General features: G+C 59.4%; 1 protein-coding gene and 1 pseudogene. Both read left to right on the top strand.

The window, feature by feature from the left end:
• Window positions 1-672 (top strand): annotated as a pseudogene (locus tag H8711_RS13020) (hypothetical protein); the annotation flags it as partial.
• 333 nt (window positions 673-1,005) lie between these two features.
• On the top strand, window positions 1,006-6,450 hold a 5,445-nt coding region (locus tag H8711_RS13015), incomplete at its 3' end, for a glycoside hydrolase family 2 TIM barrel-domain containing protein (RefSeq protein ID WP_249283825.1).

The raw sequence follows: 6,450 nt of genomic DNA, 5'->3' as shown, positions 1-6,450 counted from the left end.
ACGACTGCACAGAAGCTGGATAAGGCGGTAGATGCGCTGAAACTGGTGGACGACGACAAGCCGGTTGATCCTCCGAAGCCGAGCAAACCCAACAAGGGCAGCACGAGCCAGGTAGCGGACAGCGACTACTGGGCGGAAGTGATCGAGAAGATCAACGCGACTGAAAAGGGCGGCAAAGTGAACGCGAAACTGGACGAGGGCGCGATGGTGCCCGCGACGGTGATCGACGCTCTGAAGAACAAGGGCGTGACGGTGGTCTTCGAGATCGGCGGCAAAGATTACGCAGTGAACGGCGCAGGCGAGCTGAAAGGCTACAATGCGGCGGCTGTGTACTACACCTCCGAGGAGATCAAGGCTATAGCCAGCGGCGCGCCTGCGGCGGTTGCACCGACAACGCCTGCTGCGAACAGCAACCCGGAGACGGGCGGCGAGGTACCCGCGGCGGTGGCGCCCGCAGCGCCCGAGGCGACGGTTCCTGTGGAGCCGGTCGTACCCGAGGCTCCTGCGGTGATCGAGCCTGTGGCCCCGGCTGAGGCGGAAGCGCCTGTGGCGCAGGTGGATCCCGAGGCTGAGAGCATCCTGCCGGCATGGGCGATCGTGGCGATTGTGATTGCGGCTGCTGCTGTGGGCGGCGCAATCTATTGCAGATACAGAAAACACAGAGACAGTTGAGACATTCATTTTAATCAGTGATAAGAAGTGCTGTAAACCGGCTGAGTGCCCGTGTTTACGGCACTTCTTTTTTGTCATTGGCCCCCGTGCTGGGGCCCACGCTATATAACTTTTTAATAAAGTTGTGGTGGATAGCTAGCTATACTATACAAAAAACTGACTTGATTTTGTACTTCGATTTTTCCGATTTCTATATATTATTCCGATTTGTGCATTCCCACATGATTGAAAAGAAGGTACAATGAAAAATAACTTGACCGGTTGCATATTTATGCTGCCGGGAGGGGGGCTTTTTCGGCAAAAGCCTCAAAAAGGGAAATTAGGAGGATGAAAATGAAAAAACGAACATTCAAGACGGTGCTGGCCATTCTATTGGCGGCACAGCTCACTTTAAGCAGCGGAATCGCCGCTTTTGGTGAGACCACTCCGCCTTCAGCGGTGGGCGGCGAATCATTGCAGACAGAGGTCGCCCTGACCCAGGGCGATGGGGAGGAAACGCCCGCAGAATCGGCGCAACCATATCTGCTGCAAGGCGAGGCTTCCACCGATAGTATTTTGCTGTCGGAAGAACAGGCCGAAGTCTATCTCCCACAGTCTGAAATGAAAGCCTCCGCATCCTCTTGGGCGGAAGGCGAAGACCCAGAGAAGGCGATCGACGGCGACGCAGTGCCCCCTTCAAACCCGGCGGTGAAAACGGTGTGGTGCGTTGACTGGAACGACCCCTCAATCTCCAGTCCGCAGTGGTTCGAGGTCGACCTCGGCGAGAACCGCCCTGTGAAGGCCTTTGAGCTATCCGGCCGCACGAATGGGACAACCGGCGGGATGATTACCAAGTATGATCTGCTGGTAAAGGCGGATGGCGCAGAGGAATACACCGAGGCCATTTTGGACGGCGCCTTTGAGCCGCAGGACACCGACACCCCGGTGCGCGCCGATCTCAGCGAGACGGCCGAAGTGCGCTACCTGCGCATTGTCGCAAAGGAGATCGCGCCCTATTCGGGCGGGGACGCGGACAAGTTCTGGCCCGCGATTTCCAACTTCAATGTGATCGTCGCGGCCAGCCCCGAAGAACCCGACCCGGAACAGCCGCTGCCGAAACACGAGTGGTCGGACGACTGGGCGACCCCGGAAATCCCCCCTGAGGCCGATCATGTCGCAGGGGTGGCCGAACCGGTAATTTCTCTGGATGAAACCACCGGGGACGGCACCTGGAAATTCCTCTTCGACGTGCCGGACGAGCGTCCGGGTGAAAAAGCCGATTTCGATTTTACCGCATGGGGCAGCGAAAATTGGCAGAACATTAAAGTGCCCGGCGGCCTGGTGATGCAGGGGCACGACATCCTCAACGAGGTGGAGTATTACTATCAGACGCAGGTGACGATTCCCGAAGATTACGCGGGCAAACGCGTGCTGCTGCGCTTTAACGGCGTCTACAGCTACGCGCGCGTCTGGGTGGACGGGGCCTACCTGCGCGACCACAGCGGCGGCTTTACCACCTGGGACTGCGACATCACCGACAAGGTCACAGCGGGCGAAACGGTCACCGTGACGGTCGGGATAACCGACAAACTGAACAATCCTTCCATCGGCAGTAACTACGCCCACCACAATATGGGCGGCATCAACCGGGAGGTGCAGCTGCTCGCATTTGACCAGCAGTATATCAAACGCCTCTATGTGGAGACCGAGCTGGACGACGCGTTTGTGGACGCGGAGCTCATGCTCACCACCGAGGTGAAAAAGCCCGCTGGAACCGAGGCAGCGCTGAAATTTGTCCTCTCCGACGGCGACGATGTCGTTCTGGAGGAGCGGATGGACGTCGCGGGCGACAAGGCGATTGAAAAGATCACCATTCCGGTCGCTGCGCCCAAGCTCTGGGATGCGGAACACCCCAACCTCTACACCCTCACCGCGACCCTCGAGGTGGACGGGCAGGAGATCCAGACCAACAGCCAGAAGATCGGCTTCCGTGAGATTACCTTCGGTGGGGCCGACGGCACCAACAAAAACATGGTGTATGTCAACGGCAAGCAGGTCAAGCTGCGCGGCACCTGCCGGCACGACGTCTCCTACGACCTGGGCCGTTCCACCACCCCGAAACAGAGCTGGTACGAGGTGGCGACCTTTAAAGAGATGAACATCAACTTCATCCGTACCTCGCATTATCCCCCGAACAAGGCGCTCATTGAGGCCTGCGACGAGCTGGGCGTGTATCTGTTGGAGGAGACCGCGGTCTGCTTCCAGGGGCCCGACGGCAAACCGCCCAAAACCACCGAGGCGGACTATCTGGACCAGTTCACCGAGATGATCGAGCGAGACCGCAACCATCCGTCGATCCTCATCTGGTCGCTGGGCAACGAGTCCTTCGGCAACTGGACCCCGGCGTTCCAGACCGAGGCCCGCTACATCGCGGATGTGGATACCACCCGCCCGACCATGTTCAGCTATCCCTGGACCTCGGGCGCGCCCTACACCGATATCTACAGCACCCACTACGCCCCCTGGAACGGCGACTACCAGGGGTGGGCCCCCTACGGCGGAATTCCGCGCGATCTCGACCGCCCGCTGTTGCACGATGAATACGCGCATGTCGCCTGCTACAACCGCGACGAGCTCACCCGCGATGTGAACGTGCGCAACTTCTGGGGCGAGAGCATCAAGCGCTTCTGGGAGCGCCTGTTTGTCAACGACGGCGAGCTGGGCGGCGCACTGTGGGGCGGCATCGACGATGTGTTCTATATCCCCGAGGGCACGACCGAGCGGCACCAGAGCCACTCCGACGGCAGCGCCACCGGCTACGGCGAGTGGGGCAGCGTACTCGATGCTTACATGCGCCTCAAACCCGAGGCATATCTGGTGAAAAAGGCCTACTCCCCCATCCGCCTGGACGACGAAAACGTGGGCGTTCCGGGGAACGGCTCCCTTTCGCTGGAGATCAAGAACTGGTTCGACCACACCAACCTCGACGAAGTCCGCTTGGTGTACACCGTCAACGGCGACGAAGAGCAGACCGTGGAGCAGCTGGCGCCGCTTGAACCTCACGCCATCGGTGAGCTGGTTCTTCCGGAGCGCGACTGGGCGCTCGGGGATACCATCAACCTGAAATTCTACACCGCAGACGGCATTATGGTGGATGAATACAACGTGACCCTCGGCAACCCGGTTGTCAAATTCGCCGAGGACGGCGATGCCGCCCCCACCCTGACCGAAGAGGATGGCGCGGTGGCAGTCGAGGGCGAGAACTTCACCGTGGAGTTCGACCAGAAGACCGCCCGCCTCACCCAGGCGAAGTTTAAGGACGAAGTGCTGCTCACCGGCGGCCCGCATCTGAATGTGGTCGGCCTGCCGCTGGGCGAGTGGAACCCCGCCGAGGAGTCGGCCTGCTCCGCCCAGATCGTGGGCAATCAGGCGGTCGTCACCCTGAACGGCAGCTTCGGCGTGCAGGGCGTCCGCTTTGTCATCACCATCAGCGGCAACGGCAGAATCGAAACGCAGTACACCCTCACCACTGCGCCCTCCAAAACCAGCGGCTTTTCGGAGATCGGTGTGGGATACGACCTGAGAAGCGACGTGAAGAGCGTGGACTGGCTGCGCGACGGCCTGTGGTCCGCCTACCCGGAGGATCACATCGGCCGGAACCGGGGCGAGGCGCTGCGCGTTCGCCCGGGCTCGGATGAAACCCCCGATCAATATGGTGTGAAGCCCAATTGGGGCTGGGAACAGGATATGCGCAACTTCTTCCTCTACACCAAGGACAGCGAAGAGGACGGCATCTCCACCAACGATTTCCGCACCATGCGCGAATATTTCTGGTATTATAACGCGAACTTTGAGGGAACCCAGGCCAAAGTCCAGGTGGAATCGCAGGCGAAGGACGCCGCGCGAATCGCGATGGGCTACAGCAAACCCCACACTGTAGATAACGCCGACTTGGATCAAATCACTTATACCGGCTCCGGTTGGGGCCACAGCCCGGGCAGCGGTTTCTACAATGAGACCCAGAGCTACAGCCAGCAGGCGGGTGACGCCTGTACCTTCACCTTTGAGGGCACCGGTGTGAAATTTATCAGTTCTTATCAGAAGAATACCGGCAAGGCAAAGGTGCGCATCGACGGCGGCGATCCCACCGAGATCGACCTTTACAATGGCATCGGAACCGCACAGAAGCAGTATGTGGCCTATCAGGCCGAGGGCCTTGCCCCCGGCAAGCACACCATCGAGATCGAAGTGGTGGGCGGTGAAGGTGACAGCGGCTTTGTATTGATCGACGCGTTCCAGGTGCTTCGGGGCGAAAGCTCTCAACTCGAGGCCACCCTGTATGTGAATAATGAGTGGAACTATCCGGCGTTGGATTGGAAAAACTACACCAAACCCACCCTGCGTCTGTCCAATGGGTATACTGGGACAGTCACCCTGCGCCTCACCGATACAGACGATTATCAGGAGGTTGTAGAGGGTCCGCCGCCGGTGGCGAAGAACGTGCAAATCAGCAAACAGGGCAATGCTCTTACGGTTGACTACACGATCGAAAACGGCACCGAGGCGAAGAGCTCCTACCGCTGGTTGCAGAAAAAGGCGGGCGATTTGGTCGGAATCTTTGTGGCAATCCCGGGGGCTGTTTCGGATACCCTGCCGCTGTCAGCAGAGCTGGCAGGCATGGAAATAATCTGCGAGGTGACTCCTGGCAACGAGGAACAGACCGGCGTTTCTGTGCAGAGCGGCAGTATCGCCGTTGGCGCGGAGATTGTGGACGATGCTGACACCGGCCGGATCGTTTATACCTCGGAGACGGACGGCGCGGTGATCCACGATACTGAGGGTTACCTGTCGGACGAGAACGTGCATGAAAGCACACTTTCCTATGTGAAACAGGGTAAGGTGAGCTTTACCTTTACCGGTACCGGTATCCGCTGGATGGGGCATCGGGAATCCAACCACGGGCAGAGCAAGGTGAGCGTGGACGGTGTGGAGTTGGCTACCGTGGATCAGTCGACATCTGGAGAGGTATCCTACAATACGCAGATTCTATTTGAGAAACTGGATTTGAATCCGGGCGAACACACCATCACCATAGAAAATGTGGGCAGCGCCTACCTCAGCGTGGATGCGTTTGTGGTCGTCGATCATTCGGCGTTGATAGACGAGACCCCTTCCGACGTAGATAAGACAGCGCTGAAGGCGCTGATCGCGGCGGTCGAAGGAAAATACGACGAAAACCGCTACACCGCGGCGAGCTGGAAGGCACTGACCGATGCGCTGAATGCAGCGAAGGCGGTCGTTGCTGACGCGGCTGCAACCGAAAGCCAGGTGTTCGATGCCTACCTCGCGCTGGTAGCGGCGCGCGACGGCCTGAGCTACGCGCCCGACAAGAGCCTGCTTACGCTGGCAGTCGAGATCGCGGAAGACCTGCTGAAGGACGAGAGCCTGACTGCGGCCACGAAGGAAGCGCTGCAAGCGGCAGTGAACAGCGCGAAAGCGGTGCTGGACAACGCGGACGCGACGCAGGCGGAGATCAACGCCGAGTACGCGGCGGTGATGACCAGGATCACCGAGCTGGTGAAGGCGGATAAGACCCTGCTGAGACAGCTGATCGCAGCGGCGGACGCATTGGAAGAAGGCAACTACCGCCCGAGCAGCTGGGCGAATCTGCAAGCGGTGTTGACCGAGGCGAAGGCAGTGGAAGCAAACGGCAACGCGACCGAGGCGATGATCGCAGAGGCGTGCAGCAAGCTGACAGCCGCAATCAACGCATTGCAGAGCGAGTTCAACTATGCGGCG

The organism is Ligaoa zhengdingensis, assembly GCF_014384885.1.
Classification (GTDB): domain Bacteria; phylum Bacillota; class Clostridia; order Oscillospirales; family Ruminococcaceae; genus Ligaoa; species Ligaoa zhengdingensis.
The sequence above is the reverse complement of the archived record's forward strand: the minus strand, read 5'-3'. Positions and strand labels throughout refer to the sequence as shown.